At 69.3% G+C, this 18,424-nt stretch carries 17 protein-coding genes and 2 tRNA genes; 10 read left to right on the top strand and 9 right to left on the bottom strand.

Annotation, left to right across the window (positions count from 1 at the left end):
• Positions 1 to 4 precede the first annotated feature (4 nt).
• Together JOY29_RS03040 and JOY29_RS03035 are read left to right on the top strand one after the other, a co-directional pair.
• Positions 5 to 1,204 (top strand): DUF1343 domain-containing protein, encoded by a 1,200-nt coding sequence (locus JOY29_RS03040; protein WP_300974727.1) that lies wholly within the window; start codon positions 5 to 7, stop codon positions 1,202 to 1,204.
• Positions 1,189 to 2,382, top strand: coding sequence for a cupin domain-containing protein (locus JOY29_RS03035; RefSeq protein WP_300974726.1), 1,194 nt, complete (start codon positions 1,189 to 1,191; stop codon positions 2,380 to 2,382). The genes JOY29_RS03040 and JOY29_RS03035 overlap by 16 nt, the downstream gene beginning before the upstream one ends.
• A 6-nt stretch (positions 2,383 to 2,388) precedes the next feature.
• On the opposite strand, the gene JOY29_RS03030 is transcribed toward JOY29_RS03035, so the two are convergent.
• A complete protein-coding gene (locus JOY29_RS03030; RefSeq protein ID WP_300974725.1) occupies positions 2,389 to 3,564 on the bottom strand; it encodes a VWA domain-containing protein in 1,176 nt (391 codons plus the stop codon).
• A gap of 206 nt (positions 3,565 to 3,770) precedes the next feature.
• On the opposite strand from JOY29_RS03030, the gene JOY29_RS03025 reads away from it, so the two are divergent.
• Entirely contained in the window at positions 3,771 to 5,132 is a 1,362-nt protein-coding gene (locus tag JOY29_RS03025; protein WP_300974724.1) for a histidine kinase dimerization/phospho-acceptor domain-containing protein, read from the top strand.
• A 10-nt stretch (positions 5,133 to 5,142) separates the two neighbouring features.
• On the opposite strand, the gene JOY29_RS03020 is transcribed toward JOY29_RS03025, so the two are convergent.
• A tRNA-Pro gene (locus JOY29_RS03020) sits at positions 5,143 to 5,219 on the bottom strand.
• A 59-nt stretch (positions 5,220 to 5,278) separates the two neighbouring features.
• On the opposite strand from JOY29_RS03020, the gene JOY29_RS03015 reads away from it, so the two are divergent.
• Positions 5,279 to 5,351 (top strand) — tRNA-Ile (locus tag JOY29_RS03015).
• A gap of 18 nt (positions 5,352 to 5,369) precedes the next feature.
• Here the strand turns inward: JOY29_RS03015 and JOY29_RS03010 are convergent.
• From JOY29_RS03010 to JOY29_RS02995, 4 genes are read right to left on the bottom strand one after another with little or no spacing between them, the layout of a single operon-like run.
• On the bottom strand, positions 5,370 to 5,699 hold the full coding sequence (locus JOY29_RS03010) for a hypothetical protein (protein ID WP_300974723.1): 330 nt from the start codon (positions 5,697 to 5,699) through the stop codon (positions 5,370 to 5,372).
• Positions 5,696 to 5,917, bottom strand: a complete 222-nt coding sequence (locus JOY29_RS03005; RefSeq protein WP_300974722.1) for a hypothetical protein — start codon at positions 5,915 to 5,917, stop codon at positions 5,696 to 5,698. The genes JOY29_RS03010 and JOY29_RS03005 overlap by 4 nt, the downstream gene beginning before the upstream one ends.
• Positions 5,914 to 7,335, bottom strand: coding sequence for a M28 family peptidase (locus JOY29_RS03000; RefSeq protein WP_300974721.1), 1,422 nt, complete (start codon positions 7,333 to 7,335; stop codon positions 5,914 to 5,916). Before JOY29_RS03000 ends, JOY29_RS03005 begins: the two co-directional genes overlap by 4 nt.
• Positions 7,336 to 7,379: 44 nt before the next feature.
• Positions 7,380 to 8,450: a PA0069 family radical SAM protein gene (locus JOY29_RS02995; RefSeq protein ID WP_300974720.1), complete on the bottom strand. Its 1,071-nt coding sequence runs from the start codon at positions 8,448 to 8,450 to the stop codon at positions 7,380 to 7,382.
• A 100-nt stretch (positions 8,451 to 8,550) separates the two neighbouring features.
• Between JOY29_RS02995 and JOY29_RS02990 the strand changes: the two genes are divergently transcribed.
• Positions 8,551 to 8,700, top strand: coding sequence for a hypothetical protein (locus JOY29_RS02990; RefSeq protein WP_300974719.1), 150 nt, complete (start codon positions 8,551 to 8,553; stop codon positions 8,698 to 8,700).
• Between the two features lie 3 nt (positions 8,701 to 8,703).
• Here JOY29_RS02990 and JOY29_RS02985 read toward each other — a convergent pair whose 3' ends face one another.
• Together JOY29_RS02985 and JOY29_RS02980 are read right to left on the bottom strand one after the other, a co-directional pair.
• Positions 8,704 to 10,521 carry a lytic transglycosylase domain-containing protein gene (locus JOY29_RS02985; RefSeq protein WP_300974718.1) on the bottom strand — a complete coding sequence of 606 codons (1,818 nt, stop codon included), beginning with the start codon at positions 10,519 to 10,521 and terminating at the stop codon, positions 8,704 to 8,706.
• The gene (locus JOY29_RS02980; RefSeq protein WP_300974717.1) at positions 10,518 to 11,288 is read right to left on the bottom strand and encodes a uracil-DNA glycosylase family protein; all 771 of its coding nucleotides are present in this window, start codon (positions 11,286 to 11,288) and stop codon (positions 10,518 to 10,520) included. Before JOY29_RS02980 ends, JOY29_RS02985 begins: the two co-directional genes overlap by 4 nt.
• A gap of 90 nt (positions 11,289 to 11,378) precedes the next feature.
• Here JOY29_RS02980 and JOY29_RS02975 point away from each other — a divergent pair, with 90 nt between their 5' ends.
• Genes JOY29_RS02975 through JOY29_RS02955 form a run of 5 tightly spaced genes read left to right on the top strand, consistent with a single transcriptional unit; the run spans position 11,379 to position 17,988 of the window.
• The gene (locus tag JOY29_RS02975; protein WP_300974716.1) at positions 11,379 to 13,031 is read left to right on the top strand and encodes an electron transfer flavoprotein-ubiquinone oxidoreductase; all 1,653 of its coding nucleotides are present in this window, start codon (positions 11,379 to 11,381) and stop codon (positions 13,029 to 13,031) included.
• The gene (locus tag JOY29_RS02970; protein WP_300974715.1) at positions 13,006 to 14,688 is read left to right on the top strand and encodes a tetratricopeptide repeat protein; all 1,683 of its coding nucleotides are present in this window, start codon (positions 13,006 to 13,008) and stop codon (positions 14,686 to 14,688) included. The genes JOY29_RS02975 and JOY29_RS02970 overlap by 26 nt, the downstream gene beginning before the upstream one ends.
• Positions 14,685 to 15,500, top strand: coding sequence for a 4-(cytidine 5'-diphospho)-2-C-methyl-D-erythritol kinase (locus tag JOY29_RS02965; RefSeq protein WP_300974714.1), 816 nt, complete (start codon positions 14,685 to 14,687; stop codon positions 15,498 to 15,500). The genes JOY29_RS02970 and JOY29_RS02965 overlap by 4 nt, the downstream gene beginning before the upstream one ends.
• The gene (locus tag JOY29_RS02960) at positions 15,497 to 16,819 is read left to right on the top strand and encodes an NAD(P)H-hydrate dehydratase (RefSeq protein ID WP_367280027.1); all 1,323 of its coding nucleotides are present in this window, start codon (positions 15,497 to 15,499) and stop codon (positions 16,817 to 16,819) included. The genes JOY29_RS02965 and JOY29_RS02960 overlap by 4 nt, the downstream gene beginning before the upstream one ends.
• Positions 16,816 to 17,988, top strand: coding sequence for a class I SAM-dependent RNA methyltransferase (locus JOY29_RS02955; RefSeq protein ID WP_300974712.1), 1,173 nt, complete (start codon positions 16,816 to 16,818; stop codon positions 17,986 to 17,988). Before JOY29_RS02960 ends, JOY29_RS02955 begins: the two co-directional genes overlap by 4 nt.
• On the opposite strand, the gene JOY29_RS02950 is transcribed toward JOY29_RS02955, so the two are convergent.
• Positions 17,985 to 18,416 (bottom strand): MAPEG family protein, encoded by a 432-nt coding sequence (locus JOY29_RS02950; RefSeq protein WP_300974711.1) that lies wholly within the window; start codon positions 18,414 to 18,416, stop codon positions 17,985 to 17,987. The genes JOY29_RS02955 and JOY29_RS02950 overlap by 4 nt on opposite strands.
• Positions 18,417 to 18,424 lie beyond the last annotated feature (8 nt).

The following is an 18,424-nucleotide window of genomic DNA, read 5'->3' as shown; positions in this document are numbered from 1 at the left end:
AGCCATGACCCTGTTCGGTATCGACCGCCTTCTCGCCGACCCTTCTCTGCGCAAGCCGCTGGAGGGCCGCCGCATCGCCCTCGTCGGCCATCCCGCCTCGGTCACGGCAGACCTCACCCACAGCATCGATGCGTTGATCGCCGCCGGGCTCAACGTGACCGCCGCCTTCGGTCCTCAGCACGGGCTGAAGGGCGACAAGCAGGACAATATGGTCGAGACGGCGGACGAGACCGACCCGCGCCTCGGCATCCCCGTCTTCAGCCTCTACGGCGAAGTCCGCCGCCCGAGCGGCCAGATGATGAGCGCCGCCGACGTCTTCCTGTTCGACCTGCAGGACCTCGGATGTCGCATCTACACGTTCGTCACCACGCTTCTCTACCTGCTCGAGGCCGCCGCCGCGCAGGGCAAGGAAGTCTGGGTGCTTGACCGCCCCAACCCTGCCGGCCGCCCGGTCGAGGGCACCTTGCTCGAGCCCGGCTGGGAAAGCTTCGTCGGCGCCGGCCCGATGCCGATGCGCCACGGCCTCACCATGGGCGAGATGGGCCACTGGTTCATCCGCCACTTCGACCTCAACGTCGCCTATCGCGTGATCGCGATGGAGGGCTGGCAGCCCGAGGCCGCCCCGGGCTTTGGCTGGCCGACCGACCGGATCTGGATCAATCCGTCGCCCAATGCCGCCACCCTCAACATGGCGCGCGCCTATGCCGGCACGGTCATGCTCGAAGGTACCACGCTGAGCGAGGGCAGGGGCACCACCCGCGCGCTCGAGCTGTTCGCCGCCCCCGGCCTTGACGCCCGCGCCATCCATGCGGAGATGCAGCGCCTCGCGCCCCACTGGCTCCACGGCTGCACCCTGCGCGAGATTTTCGTCGAGCCGACCTTCCATAAGCATTCGGGATTGCTCTGCTCGGGCCTGTTCATTCATGCCGAGGGGCCGGCCTACGACCATCATGCCTTCCACCCGTGGCGGCTTCAGGCGCTCGCCTTCAAGGCGATCCGCAACCTTCGGCCCGACTATGATCTGTGGCGCGACTTCCCGTACGAATATGAGTTCGACAAGCTCGCCATCGACGTCATCAACGGCGGGCCAGCGCTGCGCCAGTGGGTCGATGATCCGCAGGCGGAGGCGGAGGACCTTGATGCCCGCGCGGGTGCGGACGAGGATCGATGGACCGCGGAGGTGGAGTCGTGCCGGCTCTACTGAACGGGCGCCTCGATCTCGCGGCGCTGCTTGCGCCGGTCGATCCCGACGCCTTCCGACGCGATCACTTCGGCCGCAAGCCGCTTCACCTCAAGGGAGGCGCCGACCATGTCAGGGCCTCGATCTTCGGTTTCGACGAGCTCAACCGCCTGCTGGCGATGCACGGCGTGTGGACGCCGCAGCGGCTCAAGCTGATCATTAACAGCGCCCCCGTCAAACCCGGTTTCTACCTGCATGAGAGGGCGGACGGCCAATCCTTTGCCAACGCCGCCGAAGTCGAGGTGATGCTGGGCCTCGGAGCCAGCCTCGTCGCCAACCAGGTCGAGGAGCTGAGCCCCGGCGCGGGCGAGGCGGCGCGGGTGCTGGGCGAAGCCTTCGCCGGCCATGTCGAGGCCAATGCCTATTGTTCCTTTGAGGGCGTGCAGGCCTTCGCCAGTCACTGCGACCTCCACGACGTCTTCGCCATGCAGCTGCACGGCACCAAGGAATGGCGGATCTACGTCAATCGCGCGCTCGATCCGATCGAGCAGATCCAGGGTCCCGGCGCGCAGGCGCTGATCGACAAGATCAAGGGACCGGTGCTGATGCAGGTCCGGACCGAGCCCGGCGACCTGCTCTACATTCCGCGCGGATTCTACCATGATGCGCTGGCGAGCAGTTCGGCCTCGCTTCACCTCACCTTCGGCCTCGCGCCGTTGCACGGCATGGCGGTGATTCAGGAGCTTCAGCTTCTCGCCCGCGAACTGCCGGAGATCCGGGCCTATCTACCCGATGGGCGGGAGGACCCCGCTGCGCTCGACGACCGGCTCGCCAGGCTGGCGGACGCGATCGCCGGCCTGGTCCGGTCGCCACGCCTGCGCGACCAGATCCGCGCGCGGCAGCGCCGCCTTGCGCCGCGCGCCCATCGCCCCTTTTTGCCGAAAACGCCGCGGCTCGACATGTGGCTTCGGACCGACAGGCAGGCCGAACTCGTCCGCGACGGAGATCAGCTCCTGCTCGCCACGGCCGAGGGCGGCCATGACGCGGGTCCGTTCGAGGAGGAGCTCGGGTGGATCATCGCCCAGCCGGCCTTCGCCGCCGAGCATCTCCCCGCCCGCTTCCCGTGGCTAAACGAGGAGTCGCAACACCGGCTGCTTGCCCTCGTGCACAAGTCCGGAGTGGCTCGGCCCCAGCAGGGCTGACGGCCGCTACGTCTTCCGGCTGAGCGCCCTCGTCGCATCCTCCAGCCCCTTGAGCGTCAGCGGATACATGCGGTCGTCGATCAGCTGGCGGATCATGGCGGTAGACGCGCTATGGCCCCAATAGGCCTCCGGCACCGGGTTGATCCACGCCGCGCTGGCATAGGTGCCGGTCAGCCGCTTCAGCCAGACCGAGCCGGCTTCCTCGTTCATATGTTCGATCGAGCCGCCCGGATGGCTTACCTCATAGGGGCTCATCGCCGCGTCGCCGACGATCACCAGCTTATGATCGGAGCCGAACTTGTGGAGGATGTCCCAGGTGTTCGTCCGCTCGCTCCAGCGCCGGCGGTTCTCCTTCCACACGCCCTCGTAGATGCAATTGTGGAAGTAATAATGCTCCAGGTGCTTGAACTCGCTGCGGCAGGCGCTGAACAGCTCCTCGACGAGGCGAACATGCCCGTCCATCGACCCGCCGATGTCGAGGAAGAGCAGAAGCTTCACGGCATTGTGCCGCTCCGGCCGCATGCGCACGTCGAGCCAGCCGCGCCGCGCCGTGCCGTCGATCGTACCGTCGAGGTCGAGCTCGTCCGCCGCGCCTTCCCGGGCGAAGCGGCGCAGTCGCCGAAGCGCGACCTTGATCGCCCTGGTGCCGATCTCCCGCCGGTCGTCGAGGTCCTGGAACTCGCGTTTCTCCCACACCTTGATCGCGCGGCCATGCTTGCCCGGGCCGCCAATGCGGACCCCTTCCGGATTGTAGCCGCCGTGGCCGAAGGGGGAGGTGCCGCCGGTGCCGATCCACTTGGACCCGCCCTCGTGCCGGCCCTGCTGTTCTTCGAGGCGCTTCTTCAGCGTCTCCATGATCTCGTCCCACGATCCGAGGGACTTGATCTTCTCCATCTCCTCCGGGCTGAGATATTTCTCCGCAACCAGCCGAAGCCATTCCTCGGGAATGGCCGCTTCCTCGCCGGGCTCGCCCACCAGCCCCTTGAACACTTCACCGAAGATCCGGTCGAAGCGGTCGAGCTTGGTCTCGTCGTGGACGAAGACCGCGCGCGCGAGATAGTAGAATTGCTCGGGGCTGCGTTCGATCACCTCGGCGTCGAGCGCTTCCAAGAGGAGCAGGTGCTCCTTGAGGCTCGCCGGGATCCCGCCGCGCCGCAGCGCCTCCACGAAGGAAATGAACATCGGTGCGGGTTAGCCGAACATGTTCACCTGCGAAAGCAGTGCTCCTTTGCACCTTTCGATCGGAAAGACACGCCACCTGCGTCCCGTTATGGGAAGCTTAACAGCAAAAGGCTTCCCGCTGCGTTAACGAGGGTCCATCTGCCATTCCCGTGTTCACTTGCGCGCGAAAGACCTGATCCATCCGTTTCGACGACCGCCTTGCGACCGTGCTCGACCAGCCTGCCGCCGATGCGCGTGGCCGGGCCGTGCAGTGGCGTCAACTGGTCGAGCTGGTCGCGCGCGGCAATGACGTCAGTCCCGCCATCCGCGATGCCGCGCTGGAGCGGATCGCCCGGTTGATGAAGGAGATTCCCGCCGACCTCCTCGCCGCCACCGCCCGCGCCATTGCCGGCCGCTCGGTCCCGGCCGAGCTGGTCGCCTTGTTCGCGGCGAGGGGCGCCGCCGCCTCCGCCGCCCTCGTCACCGCCGCCGATCTCGATGCGGCTGGCTGGAGCGCCGTTCGCGCCGTCGCGGCCGACGACGTTGTTCCCTTGCTCGGCTCGCTTCACGCACCGGACGCGCCCGAGCCGGGCCGGGCCGACATAGCGCCGGCCGCGATGGTCGAAGAAGCTGCAGCGGTATGGCCGCCGCCGCCATCGATCGGCCTGTTCCGCTGGGAGTGCGGCCCGACTGGCGACATCGACTGGGTCGAGGGTGCGCCGCGCGCGGCACTGATCGGACGGAGCCTGATCGAGCCCTTCTCCGGCCGCTTCGCCGCACGCCTGCCCTTCGCCGACGAGCCCCTGGTCCTCGCCGAGGAAGGCCTGGTCGCCGGGGAATGGCGCTGGAGCGGAACGCCGGCTTTTTTTGCCGACACCGGCCGCTTCGCCGGCTACCGCGGCATCGCCCGCCGCGAGGGCGCCGAGCCGCAAGCGGAGCAGGCCGCGCCGACGCTCCCGCCCGACGACGACCTGCGCGAGCTGATGCACGAGCTGCGGACGCCCCTGAACGCCATTATCGGCTTCGGCGAGATCATCGAAGGCCAGTATCTCGGCCCCGCCCACCGCGCCTACCGCGAGCGCGCCTCGGGGATCGTCCGCCAGGCCCGGCGCCTCGCTGACGCGGTCGACAATCTCGATCTTGCAGCGCGCCTTCGTTCGGGGCGGCTGCAGGGTGAGGCCATTGCGCCACTCGATGCCTTGCGTCCGGTCATTGCCGAACTCGCCAGGGAAGCGGACGCTCGTTCGATCCGCCTCACGGTCGAGGATCGTGCCGGCCAGGCCAATCTCGCACTTCCGCCTCAACTCGCCGAGCGTCTCGTGCGCCAGTTCGGTGTCGCAATGCTCGACCCGGCGGTCGGCGAAGAGCGGCTCATGATGGTGGTCGACCGGCTTGGTGGCAGTCTTGCGCTCGGCATCGACCGGCCGAGCGCGCTCCACGGGCTCAGCGAGCGCCGCCTCCTCGACGATCGCGGACAGGCCGGCACCCGCTTCGGGCTGCGTCTGGTCCAGGGCCTCTCCACGATGGTCGGCGGCCGCCTCGACATCGGCACCGACCGGCTGGTCCTGCTGCTCCCGCTAGTAGGGTGACGGAAGGGGCTGGTCGGGGAGACAGGATTCGAACCTGCGACCCTCTGCACCCAAAGCAGATGCGCTACCAGGCTGCGCTACTCCCCGACGAAATGGCGCCTAGCAGGTGCTTGGCGCTGACGCTACCAGCCTTTAAGGCGCTTCGCGGGCCCGTAGCTTAATGGTCAAAGCCAGCCGCTCATAACGGCTTCGATGGGGGTTCGAGTCCCTCCGGGCCTACCGCTTGCCGCCTTCCGCTTAGCGATTGTCGGCGGGAGGCGGGTTGTCGCGGGTTTCTTCGCGAACGCCGCGCGCGGCGCCCTCCGCACCGGCCTCGATCGTCTCGCCGGCCTGCTCGGCCGCATTGCCGACGTCGCGCGCCGCGTCCTCGATCGCCGGCGCAGCCCTGTCCGCCGCCTGCTCGAGCTCGTCGCCGGCATTCTCCAGCACGGCGCCGGCCTGGTCGACCGCGCCTTCGACCTTCTGGTCGTTGACGCTGATGGCGGTCGTGTCGTTGGCGGCGTCGCGTTCGACGTTGCAGGCGGCGAGCGCGAACGGCAGGGCGATCAGCAGGGGCAGTCGGTTCATGGCGTCACCTCATTGACGGTTTCGCCATCAGAACCATTGGAAGGCGGCGCGGTTTCCGCGCGTGAGGCGGCATTGGCAGATGCGCTTTCCGCCTCGGCCATCAGGGCATTGGCGGTTTCGGCGGTCTGCTCCGGCAGCGGCGGGATGTCCTGGCTGTCGCTGCCGCCCGAGCAGGCAGCCAGGAGCAGCCCCGCCAGCAGGGAGCCGGAGCGGATCACCGCCTTCTCCTCCGCGGCGCCGCCGGCCGCTGCTCGACGGGTCCCGCCAGCACCGCCAGCGAGGCGGTCCAGGCCGCGACATTCTGCTGCAGCTGCTTGCGATCGACCATCGCCAGCGTGTCGTCAGGCGTGTGATGGATGTCGAAATAACGCGTGCCGTCCTGCTGCAGCGATGCGCCGGGGAGCCCGTCGGCGAGCATCGGGCCGATGTCGGGCCCGTCCGTCTCGGTCAGGCTGCCGGGGACGATGCCGAGCGGCTGGAGCACGCGCTGCAGCCGGCGCGCCTCGATCGCCCGCTCGGCCCCGAGTCGGCTGTCGACCTTCCACACGCGGTCGGCACCAAAGTCGCTCTCCATCAGTGCGTGATGCGGCTCCTTGCCATGCCGCGCTCGATAATCGAGACCGCCGAACAGGCCGACCTCCTCGGCGCCGAACCAGACGATGCGGATCGGGCGGGCAGGGGTGCCAGCCTCCATGATCCGCTTGGCCGCGGCGGCGACGATCCCGCAGCCCGCGGCATCGTCGAAAGCACCAGTGCCGAGATCCCAGCTGTCGAGGTGGCAGGAGACGAGCACTGGAGCAGCGTTCGGATCGCGTCCCGTCACTTCGGCGATGACATTGCCCGAACGGCCCTGCGTCACGCGCGATTCGAGCGTCAGGCGCAGCGTCGGCCGTTGACCGCGCGCAAGGATGCGTTCGATCTGGTCGGCGTCGGGGTTGGAAAGGGCGCCCGCCGGGATCGGGGTCGCGCCCTCGGCGAAGTTCATCACCCCGGTGTGGGGATTGCGATGCTCGCGGTCGGTGCCGATCGAACGGATGACGATCGCCAGCGCGCCCTTCTGCGAGGCAAGGGTCGGCCCCTGGCGGCGCGGTGCGCCGAACACGCCATAGCCGCTGCCGTCTTCGGTTCGCGGCATGGCGTGGCCGATGTAGACGATCTTGCCGCGCACCTGCTCGGCCGGTGCAGCCGCCAGCGCGGCGACGTCGGGGAAGGAGATGACCTCAGCCGTCACGCCGCCTGCCGGGGTCGAGGCGCTGTTGCCGAGCGCCGCGACGACCAGCTTCTGCGGATAGGGGCCGAGCAGCTCGGCCGCCTCGCGCCCGCGCTCCCACACTGGCATGGCGAATTCCTCCACCCGCACGTTGGCAAAGCCCATGGCGGTGAGGCGCTTCACCGACCAGGCCCGCGCCCGCGCTTCGGCCTCGGTCCCGGCAAGGCGCTGGCCGACCTCGGTGGTCAGGCCTTCGGTGATCTCCCAGGCCATGCTGTCCGACAGCGCCGCGTCACGAAGGCGCGCGACGAGGGTCGTGTCATACGCCTGCTCGGCCGCGCTCGGCTGCGGCGGCGGCGGCGGCGCGGTCTGGGCAAGGGCGGGAAGGGCGGCGGCGGCCAGGAGGCTGGCGAGAAGGATACGCATGGCGCTGGTTTAGTCCCGCAAGGGCCCGCCGCAAGCCTGCTTCGTCAGAGCAATCGCATCTGCCTTCCCTCGGGCGGGCGGAAGAGGTCGCGGCGCAGCTTGAGCCTGGCCGTGCCCAGCCCCGCCTTGCGCGCCGCCAGCTCGAAGCGGGTGCGCAGCAGGTCGGCCCACGGTCCCTGGCCCTGCATTCGGGTAAAGAAATTGGGATCATTGTCCTTGCCGCCGCGAAGCGACTGGATGGTCGCCATCACCTTGCCGGCGCGATCGGGATAATGGTCGTCGAGCCAGGCGCGGAACAGCGGCGCCACTTCGTGCGGCAGGCGGATGGGAAGGTAGAAGCCGGCTCGCGCGCCCGCCTCGGCGCCGGCCTCGACGATCCGCTCCATCTCATGGTCGGTGATCTGCGGGATGACCGGAGCCACCGCCAGCAGGGTGGGGACGCCCGCCTCGTTCAGACGCCTGATCGCCTCGATCCGCTTCCGCCCTGCCGGGGCGCGTGGCTCGAGCGTCCGGCTGATCGCGGGATCGAGCGACGTGACCGACATCGCCACCGCCGCCAGCCCCTTGTGGGCGGCCGGCGCGATCAGGTCGAGGTCGCGGAGCACCCGGTCCGACTTGGTCGTGATGGTGAAAGGGTGGTCCGTCTCGTTCAGCAGTTCGAGGATGGCGCGGGTCACCCGCCACTTGCCCTCGATCGGCTGGTAGGGATCGGTGTTGGTGCCGAGCGCAATCGGCGCGCAATCATAGCCCGGCCGCGACAAGGCGGCATGGAGCAGCTTGGCGGCATCAGGCTTCACGAACAGCCGGCTCTCGAAGTCCACGCCGGGCGACAGGTCGTGATAGGCGTGGGTCGGCCGCGCGAAACAATAGATGCAGCCATGCTCGCAGCCGCGATACGGGTTTACCGACCGGTCGAAGCCGATGTCGGCGGACTGGTTGCGGGTGAGGATGCTCTTCGGCCGCTCGACGGTGACCGTTGTCCGCCGCTGCGTGACGCCGTCCAGGGCTTCCACCTCGTCGAGCCAGTCGCCCTCGATCAGCCGCTCTGGCAGGTTGAAGCGCGTCGGCACCGCATTGCGCGTCGCCCCGCGGCCCGAAGTCGACTCGACCGGCATCCCGCGAGTCTACCGCCAAGCGCAGAACAGAACAAGAACGACTTGGTCCTGCAATATAAGTGAGCGGAGGCTGTCACCTCGCTCCTTCATCATGCAAGCCATGGACAAGGAACGGCTTTCCAGAATCGAGTCGCCTGCTCCGCGCCTCAGCCTCGCCGAGGAGCAGCGTCTTGCCTTCGAGCAGGACCAGAAGAGGAAAGTGCCTCGGCAGGGGAGCTTGCCCTTTCCGGGCTTCCTCTACCGCAACTGACGTTCAGCGCTTCTCCGGGAAGCTCGGCCAGCGATGCTGGGCGAGTTCACCAAGCGTTACCGTGGGCGTGCCTGCAAAGCCCTGGTAGACCCACAGGTTGCGCATCACCGCTGGTACGTAGAAGCGCGTTTCCCAGAATGGCATGGACTCGATCCACAGCAAGGGATCGCCGCGATCGTTGACCTGCCAGCGGCCGACCGGAAGCGGCCCGGCATTGTAGCTCGCAATGACCTTTGGCAGCCGGCCGCCGGTCGCCTGGTGCGTGCGCATCCACTCGATCCAGGCCTGGCCGAAGCTCATGTTGGTCGCCGGATCCTTTAGGTTGCCGTTGGCGAGGCCGCGGCTGCGGACGATCAGGTCCCGGGTCGTCGGAAGCACCTGCATCAGCCCCACCGCACCGGCCTGGCTGACCGCTTCGGAGCGGAAGGAGGATTCCTGCAGCGCATGCGCGAGCCCGAGTGACGGATCGATCCGCCAGCCCTCGCGCGGTGCCCAGCTCGGTGCGGGATAGCGGGCCGCGGCCGGGACCCGCGCGCCGGGCTGGCCGAAATGACCGAGGAAATGCTGGGTCGCGGCAAGCTCCAGCCGACGGGCGACCGCGACCAGGCCCGTCTGGTCGGCCGGCGCCCCGATCCGTGCCTGGTGACGGAGCAGTTCGCCGGCGAGGTCGCGCTCGCCGATCTGCACCAGCGCCTCGGCCCTGGTGATATTGGGCAGGCGGGCGACGGTCGTGGCGGCGGTCGGGGCAAGCGGGGCGACCTTGGTCTCCAGCCACAGGGCGCGCCGCGCGATCATGCCGTAGAAGGTCTCCGGATTGCGGGCGGCAAGGCGCAGCAACGGCTGCACGGCGGCCGGTCGCCGGCAGGCCATCTCCGCCCGCGACGACCAGTAATAGCCGGCCGCCGCAAGGCTCGCCTCGCTCGAGCGCTGGCCGACTTCGCGGAAGGCCCGGGCGGCCGTGTCGCAATCGTTCAGGCGCCAGCTCGCCAGCCCGCTCACCCATTCGGCCTGGACCGACCAGGGTCCGGTCGGCGCGCGGGTTACCGACAGCGACGGAACCGGGGCAGGAAGCGCGGGAGTCGTGAGCGCCTGTTCGGGGAAGGGCTCGGCGACAGGCAGCGGCGGCGGCGTATAAGGTCCGCGCGCGAGGTCGGCGAGCCGCCGGGCCTGTGCATTCTCGCCCCGCACATAGTAGATCCAGGCGACCCGCTGGCCGAGCTCGGCCCGGGCCTCGGCACTGATCAGCGGCAACGAGGCGGTCAGCAGGGCCTCGGCTCCGGCCGCATCGTCCGCCTTCACATAGGGCTCGAGCGCGCGGCGGAGCCGGTCGACTTCCGGCTCGCCCGTGACGGGGCCCGAACGTCCGCGGCGCGGCGTGCTGCCGATCGGGACCAGTGCCGCGCGGCGAGGCACGGGCGGCGTCCGCACCGCACCCCGGCCAAGCGCCATCCGCTGCAGCTGGTCGGCTTGCGGCAGCTCCGGCGCTTCCGCCAGCAGCGCCAGCAACTGCTCGGCGGTCACCGGCGGCGATCCCTTGGCGGTGTAGAGCTGGGCTCTTGCAAGCGCGGTCAGCGGCGAACGCGGCAGGGCGGCGATGCCGGCCGAAGCGGCACTCCATTGCGATGCCCGGATCGCCGAGAACACGCCCGGCCAGTCCTTTGGTACCATCACCACCGGCTGCGGCAGGGTCGGCGGGATCGGCGTTGGAGGGGTCTCGGCCTCGTGCGGCTCCTGAATGGGGGCGAGCGGATCGTCGGGCGGCGTGGCCGGCTGGGTGGAAGCGAGGAAGGAGGCAAGCAACAGGGGCAGGGACAAGATCATTCACCCATGATCAGCAGGAGGTCGGACCAGGCCAGCGCCTTGTGCGCGCTGTTCTGGATGAGGTGGCGCGGTGGAAAAGTAACGACTGCGGGAATGCCCGCGATCTTGTGCACCTTGCCCCGGGCATTGGCCATTGGCTGGCCGAGCAGGAGCTTGGCCGGTGCATCGCCGAACAGCAGCAGCCGCTTGGGCGCGGCGAGCGCGATCTGCGCCAGCATCGTCTCCCGGCAGGCATCGGTCTCGTGCTGGGCAAAACGGGTGCCGGCGCTGGAGAAGCAGGTGAGGGCGGCGACATAGGCCTGGTCGGGCCCGAGGCCGATCGCGGACAGCATTCGCACAGTCAGCGCCCAGGCCTCGCCGCCGATCGGCTGTCCTTCGGCGACGTCTTCCGCCGCCGGGATCCCGGCGATCAGCATCAGCTCGGCGTCGGTCGGCCCATGCGGCAGGGCACGCGCGGCCCCGGCCCGGAACAGCGGCAGGTCGGCGGTCTCGGCGAGCCAGGCGTGAAAGGCTTCGAGAGAGGTCGGGCGCTCGCGAGAAACCTGCTGCGCCTCCCCTCCCGCTTGCGGGAGGGGCTGCGGCAGGACTTGTGGCGACAGTTCCTCGCCAGCACCGCTTGGCGCGTCATGCCCGGAATGAGCAGCCCGCACCCGCCAGTCGCGCGGCTCCTCCTGGATGGCGACGTCGACGCCGGCTTCAAGCCACCAGGCCAGCAGGGCGCTCGCCTCAGCCCGGCTCAGTCCGTCCGCCTCCATCCCCTCGCTCATCGGACCAGCTATAGACCTTGCGGCCATTGACGGAAGGGGCCGCGAGCGCCAAGCCCATTCGCAAGTCTTTGCAAGGGAATGCAGCAATCGATGAGTGACCGGGAGTCGATGGAATATGACGTCGTGATCGTCGGCGCCGGGCCTGCCGGGCTCAGCGCCGCGATCCGCCTGAAGCAGCTCGCCAACGAGGCCGGGCGGGAGCTTTCCGTCTGTATCCTCGAGAAAGGCTCGGAAGTCGGCGCCCACATCCTGTCGGGCGCGGTCATCGATCCGAAGAGCCTCGACGAGCTGCTACCGGGCTGGCGCGAGGATTCGTCGTGCCTGCTCAACCGCGTGCCCGTCACCAGCAACCAGCATTGGGTGCTGACGAAGAACAAGCATTTTCATTTCCCCCATCTCATGATGCCGAGCTTCATGGACAACAAGGGGACCTTCACCGGCAGCCTCGCCAATCTCTGCCGCTGGTTCGCCGGCCAGGCGGAGGAGCTCGGCGTCGAGATCTTCCCCGGCTTCCCCGCCGCCGAAATCCTCTACCACGAGGACGGCTCGGTGAAGGGCGTCGCCACCGGGGCCATGGGCATCGGTCGCGACGGCGAGCAGAAGGGCGACTATCAGCCCGGCATGGAGCTCCACGCCCGCTACACCTTCTTCGCCGAGGGCGCCCGCGGGTCGCTCACCAAGCAGCTGAAGAAGCAGTATGACCTCGAGGCCGACTGCCAGCCGCAGGTCTACGGCATCGGCATCAAGGAATTGTGGGACATCGATCCCGACAAGCATTCCCCGGGCACCGTCATCCACACCCAGGGCTGGCCGCTCGACGATGCCTGGGGCGGTGGCTGGATCTACCACCAGGACAATAACCAGCTGTCGATCGGCTTCGTGATCGCGCTCAGCTACAAGAACCCGCACCTGTCGCCCTTCGACGAAATGCAGCGCTGGAAGCAGCATCCCTCCATCCGTGCCCTGCTCGAGGGCGGTCGCCGCGTCTCCTACGGTGCCCGCGCGATCAACGAGGGTGGCTGGCAGTCCATTCCGAAGCTCGCCTTCCCGGGCGGCGCGCTGATCGGCTGCTCGGCCGGGTTCGTCAACGTGCCCCGCATCAAGGGCACCCACACCGCGATGAAGTCGGGCATGCTGGCGGCGGACGCCGCTTTCGCCGCCATCGCCGCCGACCGCCGTTCCGATGTTCTCGCCGACTATGAGCCGTCGGTCAGAAACGGCTGGATTGGCGAGGAATTGCGGAAGGTGAAGAATGTCGAGCCGGCGGTTGCCAAGTTTGGCAGCACCATTGGCACCGTGCTCGCGGGCGCCGACATGTGGATGCGCCAGCTCGGCATCGGCCTGCCGGTCACGATGAAGCATCACGCCGACCACACGACGCTGTGGCGCCGCGACCTGGTGCCGCCGATCGACTATCCCAAGCCCGACGGCGTCATCAGCTTCGACAAGCTGTCATCGGTGTTCCTGTCGAACACCAACCACGAGGAAGACCAGCCGGTCCACCTGCAGCTCAAGGACCCGACCATCCCGACGCGGGTCAACCTGCCGGACTATGACGGTCCCGAGCAGCGCTACTGCCCGGCCGGAGTCTACGAATATGTGATCGAGAATGGCGCGCCGCGCCTGCAGATCAACGCGCAGAATTGCGTCCACTGCAAGACGTGCGACATCAAGGATCCCTGTCAGAACATCAACTGGGTGACGCCGGAGGGCGGAGGTGGGCCCAATTACCCGAACATGTAGTCTCTCGCTGACTCTGGCCCTGCTCGGGCTGTCGTTGGCGAGCCCGGCCGCTGCGGCGCCAGACGTCGGGCGCGTCAACTTCCTGCGCTCGGGCGCCAGCACCTTCCTCTTTGCCCGGGCGGCCGCCGGCGCCGGCGATGCGCGGCGGGCGGCCATCCTCTATGCCAGCCTGGCCGCTGCCGATCCGAACGACCGCGGTATCGCCGCCCGTGCGCTCGGCCAGGCCATCCTCGCCGGCGACATGCCGCTTGCCCTTCGCCTCACCGCGCGCCAGCGGCCGGACGAACTGGCGGTCGATTCGCGGCTTCTGCTCGCCGCCGACGCGCTCAGGGCCGGCAAGGGTGAGGCGGCCTTCGGCACCGCCTGGCCGCGCGAACTCGGCTTTCTCCAGCCCTTCATCCGTGCCTGGGCGCACGGCGAGCGGCGGCGCTGGCGCGAAGCGGTCGCCATCCTCGATACCGTTCGGCCCGACGACACGCTCGCCCAGGTCGTGCCCGAACACAAAGCATTGATCCTGCTCGCCGCGGGCAAGGCCGACCTCGCAGCGCCGCTGATCCCGGCCGCCTTGCGGGAAGCCGGCGGCCGCGGCGACCGGCTGCGCATCGCCTTTGCCGCCGGCCTGACCCGCGCCGGTCGTGCCGGCGAGGCCCAGGCCCTTCTTGCCGGCCGTGACGTCACGCTGCGCCACGCCGCCGTATGGCTCGCTTCCGACCGTCGTCCGCGCCTTCCCATCGCCACCGCCGCCGAGGGCTATGCGGAGCTGCTGACCGGCCTTGCCATCACCCTCAACGGCAATGACGGGCGCTCGCTTCCGCTCGGGATCGCGCAGGTCGCCCGATTCGCCGATCCGCGCAACGAGGAGACGGCGGTCCTGCTGGGCCTGCTGCTCGAGCGGGCGGAGCGCGCCGACGATGCGCTGGCCGTCTTCCGCTCCGTGCCCCAAGACTCGCCCTTCCAGAGCGAGGCGCGCGATGCCGAGATCCGCACTTTGCTTCGCGCCGACCGCCAGGCCGAAGCGATCGCGCGGGCGCAGGCCTTCGCCCAAGCGGGCGACCGGGTCACTGCCGACGACTGGAGCCGGCTCGGCGACGTGTTCGATGCCGCCAACCGCCATGCGGAGGCAGCCGACGCCTTTGCCCGTTCGCTGGCGCTGGTCGAAGAGGGCGGCCCCGGCTCCGATCCCTGGTCGATCCATCTCCTGCGCGGCGCCTCGCTTGAGCAGGCCGGGCGCTGGGCCGATGCCAAGCAGGCGCTCGAGGCCGCGCACAAGCTCGCGCCAAACAATCCGGTCGTCCTCAACTACCTCGGCTATGCCCGTCTCGAACGGGGCGAGCAGCTCGACGAAGCCGAAGCGATGATCGCCGAGGCGAGCCGTCGGGCGCCCGACGATGCGTCGATCACCGATTCGCTCGGCTGGGCCCAGTTCAAGCGTGGCCGGGTCGACCAGGCGATTGCCACCCTGCAACGCGCCGCCGCCAGTGACCCCGCGCAGTCGGAGATCAACGAGCATCTCGGCGATGCGCTCTATACGGCGGGGCGCAGATATGAAGCGCGCTTCGCCTGGAATGCGGCGCTGGTGACGGCCGAGAGTGACGTCAGGACGCGGGTCGAGGCGAAGATCGCCGCCGGCCTTACCCCGGCAACGGCGGCGCCGTGACCGACCGTCCCGACTATGTCGAGATCGCGCCGGCCAAGATCAACCTCGCCCTCCACGTCCGGGGCAGGCGCGCCGACGGCCGCCACGATCTGGAAACCGTCTTCGCCTTCTGCACCGACGGCGACAAGCTGACCGCCGCCCTCGCCGACGACCTGTCGCTGACCGTCACCGGGCCGTTCGCGGCGATGCTCGACGATGGCCCGGGCAATCTCGTCCACCGCGCCGCCAGCGCCCTCGCGGCCGAGGCCCGGGTGGGGAAGGGCGTCCGCCTGACCCTCGACAAGCGCCTGCCCGTCGCTTCCGGAATCGGCGGCGGATCGGCCGACGCCGCGGCGGCGCTGCGCCTACTGACGCGCCTGTGGAGCATCGACCCTGATATTGCCGCACGTATCGCCCCGACCCTTGGCAGCGACGTTCCTGCCTGCCTGCTCAGCATGACCGCACGCGGGTCGGGGGCCGGCGACGAACTCATGCTGGTGGATGCCGGGGTGGCGGACAGGCCGGTGCTGCTCGTCAACCCAATGCAGGCCCTCTCGACCCGCGAGGTCTTCGCCAGCTGGAATGGCGTCGACGGCGGTCCGCTCGGGGAGTGGAGGGCAGGGCGCAACGATCTCGAGCCGCCGGCCCGAGCGCTGGTCCCGGCGATCGGCGACGTGCTGGACTGGCTTGGCGCGCAAGAAGGCGTCGAGCTTGCCCGCATGTCCGGCTCCGGCGCCACCTGCTTTGCGCTGTTCGACAGCGAGGAAGCGCGTGACGCCGCCGCAGCCGCCTGTCCGCCACGATGGTGGCACATGGCGAGCAGTCTTCGGTGAACCGGCCGATCCTCACCGCCGCGGCCATGCGTGCTGCCGAGCAGGCGGCGTCCTGCGGCCTTGCCGAGCTGATGGAGCGTGCCGGGCACAGCCTCGCCGATGCCGCCCTCCGCTTCTCGGGCGGCTTGCCCACGCTGATCCTTTGCGGTCCGGGCAACAATGGCGGCGACGGCTATGTCGCCGGCCGGTATCTTGCCGAGCGCGGCGTGCCCGTCAGCATCGCCTCGCTGGCCAAGCCCGCCTCCGACCTCGCCCGGGGAGCGCGCGCGCAGTGGAAGGGGCCGGTCGGGGCATTGGCGGATGCGCAACCAGCGCCCCTGCTCATCGACTGCCTGTTCGGAACCGGCCTCAAGCGAGGGCTCGAAGCCTCTGTTTGTGAAACACTTTCTGATCTTGCTGCGGCCTCCAACCTCGCTATCGCCGCCGACCTGCCCAGCGGTGTGGAGGCCGACAGCGGATCGCTGCTGTCACCGGTACCCGCCTTCGACCTCACGCTCGCTTTAGGAGCGCTCAAACCCGCACATCGCCTGATGCCCGCCATGCCCTCCATGGGCCGGCTGGTGCTCGCCGACATCGGGATCGCCGCGACCAGCGACTGGCACGAGATTGGCGAGCCGGCGCTGCCGGCGATCGCGCCCGACGCCCACAAATACAGTCGCGGCCTCGTTCATGCTTTGGCCGGCGCCATGCCAGGGGCCATTGCGCTCGCCGCGACCGCCGCCGCGCGCAGCGGCGCCGGCTATGTGCGCGTCTCGACCAGCAAGCCGATCGACGGCCTGCCGCTGGCCGTGGTCCAGACGGGCGACGCGCAGCTTGGCGACCCTCGCATCGGCTGCATCCTGGTCGGGCCAGGCCTCGGCGACCTGCCACAGCTGCTGACCCTCGCCCTGACCAGCCGGGCGCCCAAGGTGATCGATGCCGACGCCATCAGGCTGGTCGGCGAGCCTGAGCGCCTGAAGGGGCAGGATGCGGTGATCACGCCCCATGCCGGAGAATTCGGCGCCTTGTTCGGCGATGGTCCAGGCAGCAAGGCCGAGCAGGCGCTCGCTGCGGCGCGGGCCTCCGGAGCGGTCGTCGTCTACAAGGGTCCGGACACGCTCGTCGCCGCGCCCGACGGCCGGCTCGGCTTCGCACCGCCGGCGCCTGCCTGGCTGGCGACGGCGGGCACGGGCGATGTCCTTGCCGGCATGATCGCTGCCTTTCGAGCACGCGGGATGCCGCCCTTCGAGGCCGCCTGCGCCGCCGTCTGGCTGCACGGCCGTGCGGCGGAACGGGCCGGGCCGGGCATGACCGCCGACGGCCTGCTGGACGCGCTGTGAGCGAGACCGTCGTCCGGATCGCGGCGCGCGGAGACGGGGTGACGGCGAGCGGTCGCCACGTCGCCTTCGCGGCGCCTGGCGACCTCGTCGCCGAGGACGGCACGATCACGCCCGGTCCCCACCGGCAACTGCCGCCATGCCGTCACTTTCCCGAATGCGGCGGCTGCCAGCTACAGCATGTCGATGACGAGGCGTTCGCGGCTTATCTGGTCGCCCGCGTCGAGGGCGCGCTCGCGCAGCACGACCTGACGGCGGAGATACGAGCGCCGCACCTGTCTCCGCCAAGAAGCCGCCGCCGCGCCTCGCTGCGGGCGCTGAGGGCCGGCGGCAAGGTCGTGCTCGGCTTCAACGCCGAAAAATCGAACCGAGTTATCGATCTTGCGGAGTGCCACATCCTCAAACCTGAGCTTTTCGCTCTGATCGCACCCTTACGCTCGCTCCTGATGCTGCTGCTGGCACCAAGGCGCACGGCCGAGATGCAGCTGACGCTCGCCGACCAGGGCGTCGACGTCCTGCTGAAGGGAGTCACCGCCGAGGGTTTCGAGGCCGCGCAGGGGCTCGTCGACTTTGCGCAGGAGCATGGGCTGGCGCGCCTCAGCCTCGATGAAGGCCTCGGGCCCGAAGTCCGCTGGGAGCCGCAGCCCGCGACCGTGACCCTGTCCGGCAGACCCGTGCCGTTGCCGATCGGCGCCTTCCTCCAGGCGACCGAGGATGGCGAGGCCGCCTTGGTCGCGTCGGTGATCGAGGCGGTCGGCGACCCTGCGCATTCCGCCGACCTGTTCGCCGGCATCGGCACCTTCGCCATGGCGCTTTCGGGCAGGGTTTGCGCCGCCGAAGCGGGGCGTGATTCGATCCTGGCGATGAAGCGCGCGGCCCCTGCGATCCAGGCCGAGCATCGCGACCTCTACCGCCGACCGCTGATGACCGGGGAACTTGCCGGTCTCGACGCCGTGGTCCTCGACCCGCCGCGCTCGGGCGCCGAGGCGCAGGTCGAGCAGCTCGCCGCCTCGCCGGTGCCCCGCATTGCCTATGTCAGCTGCAATCCCGCCACGTTCGCGCGCGACGCGGCCATGCTGGCATCAGGCGGCTACCGGCTCGACTGGGTGCGCCCGGTCGGCCAGTTCCGCTGGTCCACCCACGTCGAACTGGCGGCCGCCTTCTCGCGCTAGTGCAGCAGCGCCAGCGCGGCGTGCAGCGTCAGGCCCGCCAGCACCAGGGTGCTGACCAGGAACAACGGGAAGCGGATCCGCAAGTCGTTGAAGAAGATCTGCACGATGCTGTGGACGATGCGCAAGGCAGCATAGGCCCAGGCCATCATCACGTTCACCGGATGGTCGAACTGCATCAACGCCAGCGTCAGCACGATCGCGTAGAAGAGGGTCGGCTGCTCCATCAGGTGCGCATAATTGTGCGCCGGCCAGTTGCACTTGGGGTCGAGCACGCCCTCCAGGTCCTGCCCGCGTCCGCCGCGGCTCGGGTCGACCTTGATGCCCGCCCGCTTGATTCCGCGGAACCGCACGAAGGCGAGATAGAAGAGAACAAGCAGCGACCAGGCGACGAGCGCGACGATTGGACCTAGCAAGGCAGTGGCGATCATGGGTGGCT

Source organism: Sphingomonas sp. LHG3406-1 (assembly GCF_029637485.1).
Lineage (GTDB): Bacteria > Pseudomonadota > Alphaproteobacteria > Sphingomonadales > Sphingomonadaceae > Sphingomicrobium.
The sequence above is the reverse complement of the archived record's forward strand: the minus strand, read 5'-3'. Positions and strand labels throughout refer to the sequence as shown.